This window comes from Candidatus Nomurabacteria bacterium (genome assembly GCA_020631905.1).
Classification (GTDB): Bacteria; Patescibacteriota; Saccharimonadia; order Saccharimonadales; family VXPC01; genus JACKGQ01.
This window is the reverse complement of record JACKGQ010000001.1, coordinates 22,859-38,318: the sequence shown is the minus strand read 5'-3', so window position 1 is coordinate 38,318 and position 15,460 is coordinate 22,859. Positions and strand designations below refer to the sequence as shown.

General features: G+C 43.6%; 18 protein-coding genes and 6 tRNA genes. 12 read left to right on the top strand and 12 right to left on the bottom strand.

From position 1 onward, the window contains the following. Position 1: 1 nt before the first annotated feature. The 5 genes from H6798_00250 to H6798_00230 form a co-directional block, all read right to left on the bottom strand. On the bottom strand, positions 2-190 hold the full coding sequence (locus H6798_00250) for a hypothetical protein (protein MCB9820957.1): 189 nt from the start codon (positions 188-190) through the stop codon (positions 2-4). Then, the gene (locus H6798_00245) at positions 183-1,727 is read right to left on the bottom strand and encodes an AarF/ABC1/UbiB kinase family protein (GenBank protein MCB9820956.1); all 1,545 of its coding nucleotides are present in this window, start codon (positions 1,725-1,727) and stop codon (positions 183-185) included. The genes H6798_00250 and H6798_00245 overlap by 8 nt, the downstream gene beginning before the upstream one ends. Then, on the bottom strand, positions 1,702-3,276 hold the full coding sequence (locus H6798_00240) for an AarF/ABC1/UbiB kinase family protein (protein ID MCB9820955.1): 1,575 nt from the start codon (positions 3,274-3,276) through the stop codon (positions 1,702-1,704). The genes H6798_00245 and H6798_00240 overlap by 26 nt, the downstream gene beginning before the upstream one ends. Before the next feature lie 9 nt (positions 3,277-3,285). Next, positions 3,286-3,444, bottom strand: a complete 159-nt coding sequence (locus H6798_00235) for a hypothetical protein (protein ID MCB9820954.1) — start codon at positions 3,442-3,444, stop codon at positions 3,286-3,288. A 73-nt stretch (positions 3,445-3,517) separates the two neighbouring features. Continuing rightward, a tRNA-Pro gene (locus H6798_00230) sits at positions 3,518-3,594 on the bottom strand. A gap of 228 nt (positions 3,595-3,822) precedes the next feature. Here H6798_00230 and H6798_00225 point away from each other — a divergent pair. Continuing rightward, positions 3,823-4,494: a hypothetical protein gene (locus tag H6798_00225; protein ID MCB9820953.1), complete on the top strand. Its 672-nt coding sequence runs from the start codon at positions 3,823-3,825 to the stop codon at positions 4,492-4,494. Then, entirely contained in the window at positions 4,491-4,985 is a 495-nt protein-coding gene (locus H6798_00220) for a VIT1/CCC1 transporter family protein (protein MCB9820952.1), read from the top strand. The genes H6798_00225 and H6798_00220 overlap by 4 nt, the downstream gene beginning before the upstream one ends. A gap of 18 nt (positions 4,986-5,003) precedes the next feature. Here the strand turns inward: H6798_00220 and H6798_00215 are convergent, their stop codons facing one another. Continuing rightward, positions 5,004-5,483, bottom strand: coding sequence for an MgtC/SapB family protein (locus H6798_00215; GenBank protein ID MCB9820951.1), 480 nt, complete (start codon positions 5,481-5,483; stop codon positions 5,004-5,006). Between the two features lie 210 nt (positions 5,484-5,693). Beyond that, positions 5,694-5,768: transfer RNA gene (locus tag H6798_00210), tRNA-Gly, on the bottom strand. A gap of 105 nt (positions 5,769-5,873) precedes the next feature. Between H6798_00210 and H6798_00205 the strand changes: the two genes are divergently transcribed. The 3 genes from H6798_00205 (at position 5,874) to H6798_00195 (ending at position 6,580) form a co-directional block, all read left to right on the top strand. Next, positions 5,874-5,950: transfer RNA gene (locus H6798_00205), tRNA-Arg, on the top strand. 118 nt (positions 5,951-6,068) lie between these two features. Next, positions 6,069-6,145, top strand: a tRNA-His gene (locus H6798_00200). Between the two features lie 78 nt (positions 6,146-6,223). Further along, on the top strand, positions 6,224-6,580 hold the full coding sequence (locus H6798_00195) for a hypothetical protein (protein ID MCB9820950.1): 357 nt from the start codon (positions 6,224-6,226) through the stop codon (positions 6,578-6,580). Position 6,581: 1 nt separating this feature from the next. Here H6798_00195 and H6798_00190 read toward each other — a convergent pair whose 3' ends face one another. Further along, entirely contained in the window at positions 6,582-8,099 is a 1,518-nt protein-coding gene (locus H6798_00190) for a UDP-N-acetylglucosamine 1-carboxyvinyltransferase (protein MCB9820949.1), read from the bottom strand. Between the two features lie 86 nt (positions 8,100-8,185). Between H6798_00190 and H6798_00185 the strand changes: the two genes are divergently transcribed. Then, positions 8,186-9,445: a serine hydroxymethyltransferase gene (locus H6798_00185; GenBank protein MCB9820948.1), complete on the top strand. Its 1,260-nt coding sequence runs from the start codon at positions 8,186-8,188 to the stop codon at positions 9,443-9,445. Here the strand turns inward: H6798_00185 and H6798_00180 are convergent. Next, on the bottom strand, positions 9,429-10,901 hold the full coding sequence (locus H6798_00180) for a bifunctional (p)ppGpp synthetase/guanosine-3',5'-bis(diphosphate) 3'-pyrophosphohydrolase (GenBank protein MCB9820947.1): 1,473 nt from the start codon (positions 10,899-10,901) through the stop codon (positions 9,429-9,431). The genes H6798_00185 and H6798_00180 overlap by 17 nt on opposite strands. Positions 10,902-10,959: 58 nt before the next feature. On the opposite strand from H6798_00180, the gene H6798_00175 reads away from it, so the two are divergent. From H6798_00175 to H6798_00165, 3 genes are all read left to right on the top strand, one after another. Next, positions 10,960-11,475 (top strand): hypothetical protein, encoded by a 516-nt coding sequence (locus tag H6798_00175; GenBank protein ID MCB9820946.1) that lies wholly within the window; start codon positions 10,960-10,962, stop codon positions 11,473-11,475. Positions 11,476-11,545: 70 nt separating this feature from the next. After that, a complete protein-coding gene (locus H6798_00170; GenBank protein MCB9820945.1) occupies positions 11,546-12,001 on the top strand; it encodes a hypothetical protein in 456 nt (151 codons plus the stop codon). A 43-nt stretch (positions 12,002-12,044) separates the two neighbouring features. Next, positions 12,045-13,268, top strand: coding sequence for a hypothetical protein (locus H6798_00165; GenBank protein MCB9820944.1), 1,224 nt, complete (start codon positions 12,045-12,047; stop codon positions 13,266-13,268). 25 nt (positions 13,269-13,293) lie between these two features. Here H6798_00165 and H6798_00160 read toward each other — a convergent pair whose 3' ends face one another. The 3 genes from H6798_00160 to H6798_00150 all read right to left on the bottom strand — a co-directional run bounded on the left by H6798_00160 (position 13,294) and on the right by H6798_00150 (position 14,217). Further along, on the bottom strand, positions 13,294-13,536 hold the full coding sequence (locus H6798_00160) for a hypothetical protein (protein MCB9820943.1): 243 nt from the start codon (positions 13,534-13,536) through the stop codon (positions 13,294-13,296). Positions 13,537-13,574: 38 nt separating this feature from the next. Further along, the gene (locus H6798_00155; protein ID MCB9820942.1) at positions 13,575-13,940 is read right to left on the bottom strand and encodes a hypothetical protein; all 366 of its coding nucleotides are present in this window, start codon (positions 13,938-13,940) and stop codon (positions 13,575-13,577) included. 200 nt (positions 13,941-14,140) lie between these two features. Beyond that, positions 14,141-14,217, bottom strand: a tRNA-Lys gene (locus H6798_00150). A gap of 96 nt (positions 14,218-14,313) precedes the next feature. Here H6798_00150 and H6798_00145 point away from each other — a divergent pair. From H6798_00145 to H6798_00135, 3 genes are all read left to right on the top strand, one after another. Beyond that, a complete protein-coding gene (locus H6798_00145; GenBank protein ID MCB9820941.1) occupies positions 14,314-14,916 on the top strand; it encodes a hypothetical protein in 603 nt (200 codons plus the stop codon). Next, the gene (locus H6798_00140; protein MCB9820940.1) at positions 14,913-15,329 is read left to right on the top strand and encodes a hypothetical protein; all 417 of its coding nucleotides are present in this window, start codon (positions 14,913-14,915) and stop codon (positions 15,327-15,329) included. Before H6798_00145 ends, H6798_00140 begins: the two co-directional genes overlap by 4 nt. Before the next feature lie 43 nt (positions 15,330-15,372). Further along, positions 15,373-15,449, top strand: a tRNA-Arg gene (locus H6798_00135). Positions 15,450-15,460 lie beyond the last annotated feature (11 nt).

The window sequence follows — 15,460 nt, the reverse complement described above, 5'->3', positions numbered from 1 at the left end:
TTTACATCTCTTTTTTGCCGCGGAAGCCAAAGCCAGCAATAATTACGCTGACGACCATATCGATAATCACAACATCGATCAGGTTTAGTTGCTTGTCGAGTGCTATAAATGCTGCCGAACCAAGCCAAATAATCGCAATGATCCCTGCAGTGTAGGGGTATTTGATGAACAGTAGAAAATCTTTAAGCATTACTTGGCTCCTTTTCGTATTCTTGCAATGTTTTACGTATTTTAGCAAATAGTTCCCTAAATAGCAATGGATCGCGCTGCATTAACTCGGTAAACCAGTCGTTAATTATTTCACTGGCTTCCGAAAAACTCATAGACTCTTCTTTTTTGAAGCTATCGATAATATTGTTAAACTTTTCACGCAATTTGCGATGAACCTCTACCGATGTTTCTCGGATTAGACCTAACTGTTCGGCGGCATTCCAAAACTGGGACTGGGCGCGAGCTAATCTAGCAGTTGGCTCGTATGCCATCAGCCCAAAACGATTGTTTTGATCCTTGCCGTTCAAGGCGTCCATAATTACTCGCGTAGGTATACCTAAGCCACGGTTGTAGCTATTGCGAATCATATTTTTTGACGGTTCGATAATCCGGTCTACGAGCTCGACTAGTTCTTGTAGTAAGCTGGTCGACTTAATGTCTTTGTCGAGCCGCTCTAAAGCCCGATATATTTTTGGGTTATAGAGTCTGAAAACTTTGAGTATATGTTCGGCTATGTTTGTCGATGCGTTATGGTCGTAGTTCATTAGACCTTCGTTAGCTAGGACATCATAAAGATCGTAAGGGTTGACCACTTGAGGCAAAATAACTCCAAAATCGATAATACCGACTCGGCCATCGCGCATGAAAATTATGTTACCGGGGTGTGGGTCGCCGTACATATAAGGGCCTTCAATCGATGAACTGATTAAACTAAAGCCAAGTTCCGAAAGTTGGTCGATAATATCTGTTCCAAGTTGACTCTTGGCAATTTCAATCGCTAGACTGCCATTGCCACCTGCCTGCTGGAGTAAGCTACTCAAACTAATACCTTCAAGTTTTTCCTGAACAATTATTTCGGGTGTACAGAGTTCGGTGTAGGTTGTTGGGATAACAATTTTTGTGTTGCCAGCGTATTCTTCGGCCATAAGTAGGGCAGATTCGACCTCCTTTCGGTAGCTGATTTCCTGCATCACAGTACGTTTGTAATCTTTGTATAGTCTTACGGTCGATACTATATCGGAACGTATTAGCGGTTGAGCCAGGCGTGCCAAGACTGCCAGAAGCCTTAGATCGGTTTTTAGTTGTCTTCGAATGTGTGGTCTTAATATCTTGATAATGACCGGCATTTGGTTATCTAACAAGGCCTCATAAACTTGGGCAAAACTACCCGATGCAAAGGGTTGATTTTGGATTTGCGAAATGCGCATTAGATCGTTGGCGTCGAGATTCGAACCAAGCGCATCAATAACGTCTACATCTTGATAAGAAGGTTTAGAGAATACATTGTGGCGAATATCGTCTGTCACCCCAGGAAAATCGGGCATCAGGTTAACAAGTATCTGTAAGAATTTTGTATAGATTCCACCAAGCTCTTGAAGTCCTTGTACGAGCTTCTCGGAGGCTTTATATTTTTGGTTTCTAAACGATAGCCAGCTTACGCCGAGAGTAAGACCAAGCACTCGTTTGGTTCTGGTAAAACCCGAAGACTGATCACTCTGTCGATTGCTTCTCATCATTCTCCTCAGATTTTACAGAGGTTGGATGATTTTTAACAGCCTTAACGCTTTGTTTCATGTGCATTTTTTCCATTAAGTTTTTGAATAGGGCTGGGTCGCGATCGGCGACACGCTCGAGCCAGTTCGAGACAATATCGATTGCACGGTCGGTGCTGATGCTTGGGTCTTGTTCGGTAGCAATCTCGGGCATTTCGGCTTCGACTTTTTTGATTATTGCATCGTACACTTCTGGCACCACTTTTTGGTACATGCCAAGGCTGTCGAGTAAGGTTACTACCGATTGAGCAGCCCGAAGCATCTCGGTTGACTCAATTTTGACCACGAATCCAAACTTATTGTCTTTGTTGGCTATCCGATTAAGAATCGTAATAGCTTTGGGGTTTTTGATGGTCTCTTTAATATCCATACCGCCAGACAAAATTTTAAAATTCGTACTCACTACTCGACTTAACTCTTTATTCATATCGACATTGCTAGCAAAGGTATTACCGAGTTTAAGTAGTGCACGATATAGGTCTCCACCAAAGAAACGCAGAGTATTCGTAAACAGGCTAATCATGTCAAATTTGCCTTTGTTCAACTTGTCATACTCTTTAAGTAGCCCGAAGTAAGCGCCTTTACTGTCGGTGCTGCGGGCCGATATGCCGAAATCAATCAATGCGACCTTATTCTCTGGCAACAACTTAACATTTCCAGGATGTGGATCGCCCTGAATCCTTGGCATTGTAAAGACTCCTAGAATCAGTTCGTAAGCCAGAGTCTTTAGCTGTAGCTCTAAGTCTGATCCAAGTTGCTCCTCGACATATTTTATCGGGTCGACACCTTGTTGAACGAGTCCAACCAAGTAAGCAGCCGAGATGCCACCGATATATTCCTGAGTAATGATATTTTCGGAACACAATTCTGGGTAGGTTTCAGGAATAACAAGTTTAGGGTGGTCCTTATAGTGTTGGTACTGCTCGATTGCAAACTCTTTTTCGGCGACATAGTCGGTTTCATGCAAAGTTGCCTCTGTGAAGTCCTTAAAAGCTTGCCCCATATCCAGTGAAGCGTTCTGGTACATTCGCTTACTAAGAGCCTTACTAAATCCGCTTAGTAACTTGAGGTCGAATTTAAGTGTTTCGCGGATCATTGGCCTCAACACTTTTACGATTATTGGCTTACCATTAGCATGCTTGCCATAATATACTTGGCCAAAAGATCCAGCCGCAAAAGGCTGTGGTTGAATTTCCACGATATCTTTTAGGTATTTCGCAGGAATCTCAGTGTTCAGAATTTCGACAATATTGAGCGGTTCACTTTCGAGTCTTTCAAAAATCTTGAGCTTGTCTGGACTTCGCCAGCGTTTCATGAACTCGCTCTGAAGTAGAACACCTTGCATGAACTTTACGTAAACACCACCTAGCGCAACCATTTCATTTGCCATAAAATCGGTTAGTTCATCTTTTTTACCGCGCCGATGCAGATAAAATGCACGTGTCAAAATTTTACCCATTCGGGCAGCACGATAACGCTTAATCGCGGCAATAGACTGTTTTTGCCGAGCCATTAATCTACCTTATTTCTTGGCAAATCCAATTAAGAATAGAATACAGGTGCAAAAAACTGTGGCCACAAATAGCCGGAAGATCTGATCAGTCTCTTGGCGTGATAGCGCCATTAGAATAGCTGCTATCCAAATAACCAAAACCACAAAAAATATTGAAATATATTTCATAACTTATGCAAATTATAACACGAATAATCAAAATTTACCAACAAAAAATCGTCCACTTAGGACGATTTTTATCTGGTCGGGGTGATAGGACTTGAACCTACGACCTCACGGTCCCAAACCGCGCACTCTAGCCAACTGAGCTACACCCCGTCGTCGCTACTCCTCTCAATTCTCCAAACAGAACAAGTTCTTGGTATGAAAAATTGGGGCAAGTAGCTTGGCCATTTTGCTCTCAAAACCAGTATACCTTTTGGTTTTGGCCCCGCTTAGACGGGTACTGCTAAGTAAAGCCAACTAGCTTTAGAAAACAGTTAAGCGAGGAAATTATAGCAGATTTAGTTCATATTTCTAGAAGATATGCCATAATAAAAACAAACCATGAACATAAACAGCCAAGACCTAATTCTTTCACTAGTTTCACTTACACCTGTTGTCTTGCTTGTGTTGTTAGGCCAGTTTCTTTGGTCTCACAAAATTTTAAAAGGTGAGTATAGCCGTAAATTTGTCCATATGCTGTCAGCAACCTGGATAGCTACATGGAGATTTTTCTTGCCCGCTGGATATGTTATAGGCATGGCACTTGCTATGGGTATCGGCGTATACATTTTTAAAAAACTAAAGCTTTTTAAGTCGCTTTACTCCGTAAAGAGACTCACATATGGGGAAGTTAGCTATGCGGTCGCAATTGCTGTGACGGCGTTTTTCTTCAAACAGCCCGAAGTCTATTTTTTAGCAATCATTAACCTCGGCATAGGTGATGGTTTAGCCGCGATTGTTGGCAGAAAATACGGCAAAAAGAAAAAGCCAAGTCGGGTTTTTGGAATAAAATCCTTTGCTGGTTCTTCGGCATGCTTTCTATTCGTGTTAACCACTGGCGCATTATTTTGGACATTGGCCGATTTAGCCCCGAACGTAAATTACGACATAGGGGCGCTATATGTGTTTTTGGCAGCATTCATAATTGCCTCTGCCGAACTATTTGCCGATAAAGGTATTGATAATTTAATAATCCCAATTGTCACTGGTCTGATATTTGGAGGCATAGTGTGATTCTTAAAGGTGTCAAACGATCGGTGCCCCAGATAGTCTACGGTGGTGTTGATGGCACGGTTTCGACTTTTGCAGTTATAGCAGGTGCATACGGTGCAGGTTTAGATGAGCGTATGACTTTTATATTGGCAGCAGCCAACGTTGGCGCCGATGGGTTTTCGATGGCTGTTAGTGCCTACCTGTCGGCACGAGCGGCTCGCAAGCGTCGGCCACGTTGGATGGCTGCAGTAACTTTTTCTGCTTTTTGCATCCTCGGTGGATTATTAATAATCCCATATGCAATCGATTTAGCAATTACAATGTCGAGGCTAGTAACCTTCTTGATGTCTTGCGGATTTGCAATAACTTCGTTTGTAATTGTGGCAGCTATCAAGTCGCGGGTCGATAAGACTACTCTCTGGGTAAGTATCCAAGAAGTTATTGCCTTAGGTACAGTTGCGGCTGCCATAGCTTATTTTTTGGGTGACGGTCTTGAAAGACTGATTTCTTAGTTCTTCTAACTGAGATCACTATTCTTTGACATTGTCGACTTCGTGCCTGTCTTTGCCTAGCACCTTTTGTTCGATGTTGCCAACTGCGGCGTTAATCAAAATCACTAGAAGAGTAAGTGCGAAAGCCAAAAATATTCTATCCAGGCCAACAGTTATGCCGATAGTTGCTGCGAATAGAATTGAAGCTGCGGTGGTGAGATAGTAGACATTATGGCTTTTCTCGCTTTTTAAAACTGTACCAGCGCCAATAAAACTAATACCAACTATCACCGCTTCGATTACTCGGACTGGGTCAGACTGAACACTGCCATGCGCAAGAGCAAACTCATTTATCAAGACGCCACTAATTGACATTACTGTGGTTGCTGCACCAGCTACAAACATATGAGTTCGGATGCCTGCTGGTTTACGAGCAATTTCGCGTTCGATACCAATCAGGCCGCCAAGCGACACGGCCACAATGACTTTCATAAGTATATTTAGATCATCCGGGTTCATTGCATAAAGTATAAGCGCTTCTTGTGCCGGACTGCAACAAAAAATCTGGCCACTTGATTGCCAGATTTAGGTTTGATGCTCGTCTTCGACTATCGGGGCCCCTACAAAACCTGTTTTGTGGGGTAAAGGAATAGCGATGATGTATCAAACAAAAAATCTGGCCACTTGATTGCCAGATTTAGGTTTGATGCTCGTCTTCGACTATGACGTTGGTGCGGGTGGCGAGAGTCTAACTCGCGTCGCCTGCTTGGAAGGCAGGAATAATAAACGTTATACCACACCCGCATGTGTGCCAGCAGATTATATCAAACCAGTCGTTGCAATTGTAGCCTCTGGATTTTTAAGGTGTCTTTTAGTAATATTACCGGTGTTGTTTTTAGACAATATCGCGCTCCGGTAGCTCAGTGGATTAGAGCAACGGGCTTCTATCCCGCAGGTCGGGGGTTCGAATCCCTCCCGGAGTGCCAGTTACAAACTATTGCTAACAGTAGTTTTGTAGTAGTATTAATCTCGCTTACTCAAGTCCATCTAAAGCTGCGGGTGAGTGTAAATTTAATTTAAATTAAATTTAAATTAAATTTTATGGCGGATGTAGCTCAGTTGGTTAGAGCGCCTGATTGTGGTCCAGGAGGTCGTGGGTTCAATTCCCATCATTCGCCCCAAATATAAAACCGGTCGTTTGACCGGTTTTATATTTGCTTGTGCTTGCAACTAAGTGGCCTTTGAAATACTTTATAAATATGACACTAGAAATTCGGGGTTTTGACAGACAAAGGGATGGGCGTCCGGCAGGAGCGGCTGCTATTACGGCGGCCTTGTTTTGCGAGCATCAGGGCACATCATCTGCTGATGCACATACAACTGGTTTAAGGGGTGGTGAATATGCTGCAGGTATCACCATTACCGCATTGCGTCGGATTGGTGCACTGTCTGGAGAGATAGATGTAGAAGCGTTTGAGCTAGCTATCAGGGAAATTGAATCTCAGCTACATGAAGGTCAGGCAAGAATGGATCTAAGCGTACGGCCCGGACGAATAGTCGATAGCCCGTTTGACTATCCGGTAGCATTAGATATCGAGCCGCCATCTTCAGACTAAACTACAAGTCGTGGATAACCTCTATGTCGGCACCAAGCGAATTAAAGCGCTCGGCAATGTCCTCGTAGCCTCGTGCAATTGTATAAATATTGCGCAATACACTAACACCTGGCGCAGCTAACATACCAATCAGATTGATAACCGCTGGCCGTAATGCCACTGGGCAAACCATGTCTGTCGGACGCCATTTTGTCGGTCCAGTTACGAATGCGCGGTGAGGATCGGCAAGCTCGATGTCGGCACCTAACTTGGTTAATTCGGTGTAATAAATCGCTCGGTTTTCGTAGACCCAATCGTGAATTAGAGTTCGACCATGAGCTGTCGCGGCGATTGGTACAAAATATGGTAAATGATCGATATTCAGACCTGGGAATGGCCGGCTGTCTATCTTGTCGGCTAACGCTTGCAAGCTTCCATTATGCTTAAATATGCGAACATCGACCAACTGAGTGTAGCCATTGTCTGCCGAATAAGCGGCTGAAACATCAAATTTAAGACCCATTTTTTCTAGCTTGAGGAGTTCGAGCTCCAGAAAGTCAATCGGCGCTCGTCTGACTAAGATTGACGAGTTTGTGGTCACGGCCGCCGCAATGAAAGTCATTGCTTCAACAGGATCCTCACTCGGGCTGTATGTAACAGATTTGTTAATATGGCTTACACCATGGACTGTTAGGGTTGTAGAACCGATACCGTCAATCTGGACACCGAGCTCACGCAAATACAAACAGATGTCCTGGACCATATAGTTAGCACTGGCCATTTTAATGATGGTTTTGCCAGGAGTCTTAGCGGCGGCAAGCAGGATATTGGTTGTAGCCGTATCGCCACTTTCGTACATGACAATCGGACGTAATGCTTTTCTAGGGTTGGCGGTAATTTGATATGTCTCGTTGGCTGTCTCAATATTTAGTCCAAGTTCGTTTAAGGCGTAGCTATGGGCCTGGATGGTGCGCTTACCAAGTTTGCAGCCACCTGCGTATGGTATCTCGAACTGGTGGCTCAGATGCATGAGTGGGCCCAAAAACATGATAATGCTACGTGTTTTACGAGCAGAGTCTGCGTTTAAATTTGTTAGATCGAGTTTTTTTGGTGGTTTTATTTCTAGGTCTGCGCCATGCCATTTAACATCGACGCCAATGCTTTGGAGAACTTCGATAATCCTAAAAACTTCTTCGATTCTAGCAACTTTCTTTAACCGAGTTGTACCAGAATTTAATAAACTAGCGCAGAGGAGATGAACGGCAGCGTTTTTCGAGGTATTGACCTCAATTGCTCCGTGCAGTTCTTTGCCACCATGAATTCTTAGACTGACACTATCGCTTACTTTCATCAACTGCTTATCGAGGGCGTCACTAATTCTGGCGATTGTTTCGAGTGATAAATTCTGTTTACCGTGTTCGATTCGATTTATGGCACTCTGTGAAGTGCCGATTAGTTTGGCGAGATCTGCTTGGGTAATGTTGCGTTGCTGCCGTGTTCTTTGAATAAGTATGCCAATTTTTTGATTAACAGTTGTCATATATTAATAAATTATATCACAAGTGATATGTTGGATTCGAATAAAAACTAGTAGGTTTGTGGGTTTTAGGAAGTATAATAGTGAATATGAAAGACGAGGTGTTAACTAAACTATTGGCTTTAGAGATCTTGCGTCAGCGCCAAGGAATCGAGCTTATTCCTAGCGAGAACTATGTCAGCAAAGATGTTCTTGAGGCGTTAGGATCGGTTTTTACCAACAAGTATTCAGAAGGCTATCCCGGACAGCGCTATTATGCCGGGCAAGAGAACACCGACCAAGTCGAGCAATTGGCTATAGATCGAGCCAAAAAGTTGTTTAAAGCCGATCATGCTAACGTGCAGCCGCACTCTGGAGCACAGGCCAATGAGGTCGCATACAACTCTTGGTGCGATCCAGGCGACACAATATTGGCGATGGACTTAAGCCATGGCGGACATCTGACTCATGGCCACCCAGTTACGATGTTGGCTAGACAGTTCAACTTTGTGCGCTACGGCATGAAAGATATAAGTACAGGTGAGTTAGACTATGCGGCTATACGCAAGCTAGCTAAAAAACATCAACCAAAGATAATTTTAGTTGGTTTTAGCGCTTACCCACGCGAACCAGATTATGCAAAATTTGCTGAAATTGGGAACGAAATAGGCGCAGTATTAATGGCCGACATTGCCCATATAGCCGGATTGATCGCTGCCGGTGTAGTTAAAAATCCATTTGATTATGGTTTTCACATGATGACTAGTACAACCCACAAAACTCTACGTGGCCCACGGGGCGGGCTGATTCTTACTCGAGGTAAAGTTACTAACCCACTAAAAAAACCAGAAAAGACAATCGAGAACCTACCAACTTTAGTTGATCGGACACTCTTTCCCGGAGTCCAGGGCGGGCCACATATGCATGCAGTTTTGGCCAAGGCGGTCGCATTTGGCGAAGCCCTAGCACCAGAATTCAAACTCTATTCAAAACAGATACTCCTAAATGCAAGCCACTTAGCTAGTGAGCTAAAAAAGCGTAACTTTAAGCTGATAACTGGTGGGACCAGTAATCACATGATGCTGATTGATATGCTTGGTAGTCGCAGGATTGATGGCGCCGAAGCCGAAACGGCACTTGAAGCAATTGGCATAACAAGCAATAAGAATGCCATACCAGACGATACAAACCCGCCTTTTAGGCCGAGTGGTTTGCGTCTTGGCACACCAGCAGTTACGACGCGTGGACTTACCGAGGAACACATGGAATTAATTGCCGACTGGATCGACAGGGCAATCTCTAGTCGAAGCAGCAAAAAACAACTTGCAGAGTTACGCCAACAAACCAAAGAGTTTATTTCGCGCTACTAGTCTTGGCTTTTTTATTGGGCACAAATTTGCGCTGTAGGCCGAGTTTTTTGCGTACGCGCGAATGAGCAAGGTTGGTTATAGACCAGTTAAGCCAATCGGTTGTAGGGTGAGTTTTCTTACCTGGGACTATCTCGACGATATCCTCGCTTTCGAGAGGTGTTTTGAGTGCCTTGTATACGCCATTTATTTTTCCACCCTGGGCACTCATCCCGAGGTCGGTATGAACAGCAAAAGCAAAGTCCAAGACCGTTGCACCGCGAGGTAAGTCGATCACATCACCGCGAGGCGTCATAGCAAAAATTCTATCGGCAAAAAAATCTGTTCGAAGATCTTTTAGATAATCGTCAACCGACTCATCCTGCTTAATGTCGCCGAGTTGATCGATCCAGTCGAATTCGTTTTTTCGGGCAGACTTTGTATCGGCTTTGTAGGTATGGTGAGCAGCAATACCAAACTCAGCAAATTGATGCATATCTTCGGTGCGTATCTGGACTTCAAGTACGTTACCCCGACCAGTAAAAACCGACGTGTGCAAACTCTGGTATCCATTTGGCTTAGGGCTGGCAATATAGTCTTTTACTCGCCCTTGAACAGGTCGCCATTTTGCATGAACTGCTCCAAGTGCTTTATAGCAGTCTGCATCTGTTTTTACGATTGCTCGAATTGCGATCATGTCGTGTATTTGATCGGTGTTCCACTCTTTACGCTCGAGCTTTTTATAGAAACTATAGATTCCTTTTTTGCGACGGTCTATCTTGGGAGTGTATCCTAGACTATCGGTAAGGACACGTAACATATCGCGATACATCTGTTCGATAACCTTGTCTTCTTGCTTTAGGAAACTTTCGCGTAAGCTCAGAGTTTTTTCATATTCTTCGGGCATGGCATAGGGGAAAGCTAGGTCGTTTATGGCATTGGTCAATTTACCCATATTCAACCTGCTGGCAAGCGCACCATGAATCATCATGCTTTCTAGAGCGATCCGCTTGCGTTTTTCTTCTGGGAGATACTCAAGCGTCTCGAGATTATGCCACCTGTCGCATAATTTCAGAATAATCACCCGAACGTCTTTAGTGGCAGCTACAAAGAATTTCCGCAGAGATTCTACATGTCGCTCATTGCCGCGGTATTTTAGCTTACCAAGCTTGCTAACACCTTCGACTAAATCAGCAACGGTTTTGTTAAATTCTTTCCGAATATCTTTATGGGTTATTGAGGTGTCCTCGATTGTATCGTGCAGCAAGGCGGCGATTATCATATTTGCGCTTAATCCAAGTTCGGCTACATGTATTGCAACTGGCATACAATGGCCAGTAAAATAGTTTTCTCCAGAAGCTCTAGTTTGCCCGGTGTGAGCGTTAGCGCCAAATTCCAGGGCTTTCATAATTTGTTGCTGGTCTTTTGGGCTCAGCTCGATTAAATGATTAACTCGCTCGAGAAATTCCGTGTTTGTCATACAGATATTTTATAGGAATTTTTGTCTGAGATTTAAAGAAATAGTAAAATATATCTACATGGAAAAACCATACAAAGATTTTGGCAGGAAAATAAAAGAGATACGCGAACAAGCTCATAAGTCGCTCTTCGAAGTTTCTGGGGCGGTTGAACACGATATAGAGCATCTGCAGAAGATTGAAGAAGGCAGCGTTCAGCCATCGGAAGAGCTATTAGTGCTACTAGCGAGTCATTTTGAGCTTGCCGAGGGCGAAGTTCTCAGTTTGTGGAAACTAGCCGGCTACGGCGAAAACGACACTGCTAGCAGTGACGACAAAAAGGCTACCACCGTTTTTTTACCTTTACCTGATGCGAAAATAGTCTTTACCGATATGGTTAACGTATCGGCTAATAAATACGGCGTTACACTCAATTTCCTTCAAGGCCTTGGCTCTAATAGCCAGCCGATTGCGGTTAGCCGTGTTGGGATGAGCGTCGAACATGCCGAAAAGTTCCTTAGTATATTGCAAGATACGCTTTCGAAACTCCGTAGCCAAAATTCTCAGGACAAGCCAAAACAAATCGGTAATAGTTAGACTACAATATTTTTTTGTTCTCTAGCCTTGATAGGCGTGCTACAATCTGTCTATAAATAGGGGAGTGAATATGGCCGACAATAAAACAGCAAACGAAGGTGCGAAATCATCTTTCGACGTTAATAAGTTAGTTGGACAAGTAAAATCAGATAAATTTTTGATGGCAGTTGTTGTTGGGGCAGCAGCTTTGCTCGTTGGTTTATTCTTGCCATGGGTGAGCGTAGACACCGAATTATTTAAATCATCAGCTAATGGTTTTGATGCAGATGGTGGAATAATTTTGGTGCTGTTAGCAGCAACAGTTGCGGGCTCGCTAAACCTTGTCGAGAAGCAGCGACGTAATTTATTACTGGGTGCTGGCGCAACTTCTGTGCTTGCCCTAATAATCGTATTAACCGATTGGCCTGACACCAGCCTCGGCTTTGGTGTTGTTAATACAGGTCTTGGCTTTTATCTTAGCCTGATCGCCGCCGGCGTAATGACCGCAGGTGTGGCCATGATGCTCAAGCGCGAATTCAAGAAATAGTTCGCTTGTATCTAAAAAGTATCTTTTAGGGGTGGGTTGTAATTTGCATATAAAACATTTTGAAAGTCGACGAGAAGGATTTGGTCATGTCTTGGGCTTCATCGGGCTAATCTTATGCGCCTCGGTAGTTGTTATTGCAGGAACTTATGTCTATCGAAAGCAAGCTAAACAGCCAAACAACAGCGAAGAAGCTGCGAGCAGTAGCTTAGATAATAGTTGGCTCAAAGACTGCAGCTCTAATGAGCGCGTGTCTATGCAAAATTTACCGATGGATATAGAGAATGTTGATTCAATTTCTCCCTATGGTTTAACTGCTGGAGCACATGTAACTCCGATCGATCATCTTTATTTCTATCCAAAGAATTCAGATCGAGATGCTTTCCCAGTTTATGCTATGGCCGATGGATATATAGTTGAGGTGGGAGCAAGAGGGGTGATGGTTGATAGTGGAGAGTCCAGACCGCCCGAATATCGAATAATTTTCCAGCATTCATGCCAGACTGTTAGCTATTTCGACCTAGTAACCAAACTTGATGATATAATCGCAAAACAAGTCGGAGATTTAGGCTCAAATGGCAGTAAAGGGAGTCTTCGAATTCCGGTAAAGGCTGGTCAAGAAATCGGTCGAATCGGCGCGCAATCGCTCGATACGGCTGTCTATAACTTTTCGATAACCCTACCAGGCTTTATTCACCCCGAGATGTACGAGTCCGAACCTTGGAAAGTTCACACAGACGATTTTTATTCGTATTTTAGCTCGAGCCTGCAGGACAAGATGCTTTCGAAAAGTACTCGCCAAGCGAAACCGTATAGTGGCAAGATCGATTACGACATACCTGGCAAACTGATAGGTAACTGGTTTAAAGAAGGGACTAATGGTTACGCTGGGGTAAGTGGAAGTGGTGGGGGCACTGGCTCGAATGGCTATTGGGTTGGACATCTAGCCTTGTTGTATTACGCCAACGACCCACAATACATAATTATTTCCCTTGGCGATTACCAAGGCAGTCCGAAGGCCTTTGCCGTTAAAGGTAACACGCCTGATCCAGCGACCATAGGTGTTGACTCGGGTGTAGTTAAATACGAACTTATAGAGGCCCCAAATGGTGGCGGTGGGTCGGTATCGATCAATCAAAACTCTCAAGTTCAGGCAACGGCACTATTCCAGGTTCTAGAAAACGAAAAACTAAAGACGGAAGTTTTTCCTGGTCAAAGCGGGGCTGAGATCACCGGATTTACGGACAAAGCTTTGTCATACGAAAGATAGGTATTGATTGTGCGTGCAATTTTATTTAGTTAAAAAGTAGTTGCAAGATAGCGATCATTGCAATAATTATCCAGATAGCGTTCAGGACTGCTGGTTGACGATCTTTCTTGTAGCTTGTTTCAATAAAAATTCCTGCCGCGCCACTTAAGTTAAGTAGCTGGTATGAATATCCATTTGCATCAATAATCCTGAAACTTACAAGTGTGTATGCACAAAGAATTGCGCAGACTCCGTACCATCCAAGCCAAGATATCAATCTATGCTTCACAAAATAATGTTATCAATTTGCTTAGTCTGGTAGAAGCGTTATTTATGATTTTTTGCAGGAGATTTGTTTTTTAGTACTGACCCTGCTTCTAGAAACATCAAAACTGCAGTAAACATTGCAAATCCTATCGCACTAATCCACCAAAATAAAATATCAAAACCGCTAAATAATAGCCCATTAAATAACGCATATACGGAAAAGCACGTAACCCCAGATGTTAAGATAATAATATTTAGTCGCTTTGTATGGCCTATCTTGATTTCAGTTAATATCATACCTAAGAAACTAACTGGTACTAGGAATGCGAATGGTCCGTAAAGTTGATTCTTTGAGATATATATGAATTCACTGATCACGCCAGCTAAAGCAAGCATCGGCCATAACAATACAATTAGTTTTTTCATACGCTAACTTTATCATGCGAATGTTCTCCAAAAGCTATCGGATCCCAATACCTACCGAGTAAAACCTGCCATATATTGAGATATGACAAGATTCTGAACGTAAGGACTTACCATCTTGGCTGTAGTCAATCTGCGTCCTGGGTTCGCGACTGGATGGTTTACCATGTAAAAACCACCCGATAAGGGTGGTGATTTTTACTTGGAGGGCCATCTGGGGCTCGAACCCAGGACACTCGGCTTAAGAGGCCGATGCTCTAACCAGCTGAGCTAATGGCCCGGTTTTGGACTGGAGGATAATATCACCTTACCTCTGTTTTATCAAGAATCGTTACGCATTACATATTATCGTACAGGTGGTATAATACTTGCGGTTATGGACTTAGTATCAGAAAAAAAGATATATAGTCGAAGTTTTTGGCTTAAGAAGCTCATAAGATTATTGATGGTTGGTGTATTGCTGGTATTGTTGTTTCAGCTATGGAATTGGGATAGTCAGCAAGACCAAACCGACTCTGTTGCCGACAATACCCAAAACTCTCAAACTGAACAGACGCCAGACATTACAACAGAGCCTGAGCCAGAAAAACCAGTATTTCCGTTTGAAATAAGTCTTCCCAAGGGGGCAACTGGCCCGGTCGAAACAAAAGGCGGTTATAAATATACGTTTAGCGATGGTGCCACTATGATTGTTTATCCAGAAGGCCTTTCAGCTAACTCAACTGATGTTACGTGGTCGCATACTGAGAATTCAGAAGGGATGCTAGTGGTAGGTGAACTGCCAACAAGTCTATGTGGGCTAGGCACGACCAACTGTGCTGCAGGCAATGGTTCGATCGACATTACATCTCGCCCAGCAAGTGGCGAGACAAACAAATACGTAATCGTTATTGCCGATAAGAACGTAGCAACTAAAACATTCGAGCAAGCACAGACAGAATACAAGGATATTATAGAAACTATTAAGGTAAACAAATGACAGAATACATAAGATTTGCTGGTTTTGTTTTGGCGAGCATGGCAATATTTGTGCTTGGCAAAGATGTCCTTTTAAACTGGCGAAAAGATGAAACTATAGAGTCGGTCAAAGACGATAAGCGGACTCAAGAGTTTGACGACAAGCCAGAGCCAACAAACGAACTTGCCAGCCTAAATGGCATCAATCCAGATATGTTGCCACTCCTTGCAGCGATTAAAATCTCGACATTTAGCGACCTAGAGCTTGCCGACGAAGACGACGTAAAACGAGCGATAGAAAAACAATTCCCCGGGGTTACATTGTCGGAGATTAAGTTATGGATCCGTCAAGCAAGCTTAGCCGAACAAGAACGCTGGGATGAGCTAGATAGGCTCAAAGACGCCATGCAAAAGGCTCGTGCTAAGCACATGTAGATTGCTCAATAATCACTAAAGTGTTAGAATCACCTCTGTTCACGCACCCGTAGCTCAGCGGATTAGAGTACTTGGCTTCGAACCAAGGGGTCGCAGGTTCGAATCCTGCCGGGTGTACCAATTCAACGCAT

Bases quoted from the DNA above. Each gene is read 5' to 3' on its own strand.
- H6798_00250 (MCB9820957.1), bottom strand. From the start codon at position 190: ATGCTTAAAGATTTTCTACTGTTCATCAAATACCCCTACACTGCAGGG.
- H6798_00245 (MCB9820956.1), bottom strand. From the start codon at position 1,727: ATGATGAGAAGCAATCGACAGAGTGATCAGTCTTCGGGTTTTACCAGA.
- H6798_00240 (MCB9820955.1), bottom strand. From the start codon at position 3,276: ATGGCTCGGCAAAAACAGTCTATTGCCGCGATTAAGCGTTATCGTGCT.
- H6798_00235 (MCB9820954.1), bottom strand. From the start codon at position 3,444: ATGAAATATATTTCAATATTTTTTGTGGTTTTGGTTATTTGGATAGCA.
- H6798_00225 (MCB9820953.1), top strand. From the start codon at position 3,823: ATGAACATAAACAGCCAAGACCTAATTCTTTCACTAGTTTCACTTACA.
- H6798_00215 (MCB9820951.1), bottom strand. From the start codon at position 5,483: ATGAACCCGGATGATCTAAATATACTTATGAAAGTCATTGTGGCCGTG.
- H6798_00195 (MCB9820950.1), top strand. From the start codon at position 6,224: ATGACACTAGAAATTCGGGGTTTTGACAGACAAAGGGATGGGCGTCCG.
- H6798_00190 (MCB9820949.1), bottom strand. From the start codon at position 8,099: ATGACAACTGTTAATCAAAAAATTGGCATACTTATTCAAAGAACACGG.
- H6798_00185 (MCB9820948.1), top strand. From the start codon at position 8,186: ATGAAAGACGAGGTGTTAACTAAACTATTGGCTTTAGAGATCTTGCGT.
- H6798_00180 (MCB9820947.1), bottom strand. From the start codon at position 10,901: ATGACAAACACGGAATTTCTCGAGCGAGTTAATCATTTAATCGAGCTG.
- H6798_00175 (MCB9820946.1), top strand. From the start codon at position 10,960: ATGGAAAAACCATACAAAGATTTTGGCAGGAAAATAAAAGAGATACGC.
- H6798_00170 (MCB9820945.1), top strand. From the start codon at position 11,546: ATGGCCGACAATAAAACAGCAAACGAAGGTGCGAAATCATCTTTCGAC.
- H6798_00155 (MCB9820942.1), bottom strand. From the start codon at position 13,940: ATGAAAAAACTAATTGTATTGTTATGGCCGATGCTTGCTTTAGCTGGC.
- H6798_00145 (MCB9820941.1), top strand. From the start codon at position 14,314: ATGGACTTAGTATCAGAAAAAAAGATATATAGTCGAAGTTTTTGGCTT.
- H6798_00140 (MCB9820940.1), top strand. From the start codon at position 14,913: ATGACAGAATACATAAGATTTGCTGGTTTTGTTTTGGCGAGCATGGCA.